The following is a 714-nucleotide window of genomic DNA, read 5'->3' as shown; positions in this document are numbered from 1 at the left end:
GGTTTCCCTGCGGCTCCGTCCCTGAAGGACTTAACCTTGCCAGTTACATTCACTCGCCGGACCATTCTACAAAAGGTACCCGATCACCCATTGACGGGCTCTCGGTGCTTGTAAGCACAAGGTTTCAGGTTCTATTTCACTCCCCTTCCGGGGTGCTTTTCACCTTTCCTTCACAGTACTCTTCACTATCGGTCACTGGGTAGTATTTAGGCTTGGAGGGTGGTCCCCCCATGTTCCCACCGGGTTTCACGTGTCCGGCAGTACTCGGGATACAGCCCACTGCGCTTTCCCTTCGCATACGTGACTTTCACACTCTTTCGTCGGCCTTTCCATGCCGTTCTGCTCAGGATTGCGTACTTTTTGGCTGTCCACACCCCGCGGGCATTGCTGCCCGCGGTTTGGCCTCTTCCGCGTTCGCTCGCCACTACTTGCGGAATCTCGGTTGATTTCTTTTCCTCGCCCTACTTAGATGTTTCAGTTCAGGCGGTTCCCCCCGTGCAGCTATGAATTCACTCCACGGTGACTGGACATGACTCCAGCCGGATTGCTCCATTCGGACACCTATGGATCAATGCCTGCTTACGGCTCCCCATAGCTTTTCGCAGTTAGCCGCGTCCTTCTTCGGCTCCCAGTGCCAAGGCATTCCCCTTGCGCTCTTTGTAGCTTGACCATGTGATTCTTTGGTTCTTCAAAATTGTAGTTTTTCTATCAGAT

General features: G+C 53.5%; 1 rRNA gene. It reads right to left on the bottom strand.

From position 1 onward, the window contains the following. Positions 1 to 670, bottom strand: a 23S ribosomal RNA gene (locus tag CAFE_RS11815); the annotation flags it as partial. Positions 671 to 714 lie beyond the last annotated feature (44 nt).

This window comes from Caproicibacter fermentans, from assembly GCF_009746625.1.
Taxonomy (GTDB): Bacteria; Bacillota; Clostridia; order Oscillospirales; family Acutalibacteraceae; genus Caproicibacter; species Caproicibacter fermentans.
The sequence above is the reverse complement of the archived record's forward strand: the minus strand, read 5'-3'. Positions and strand labels throughout refer to the sequence as shown.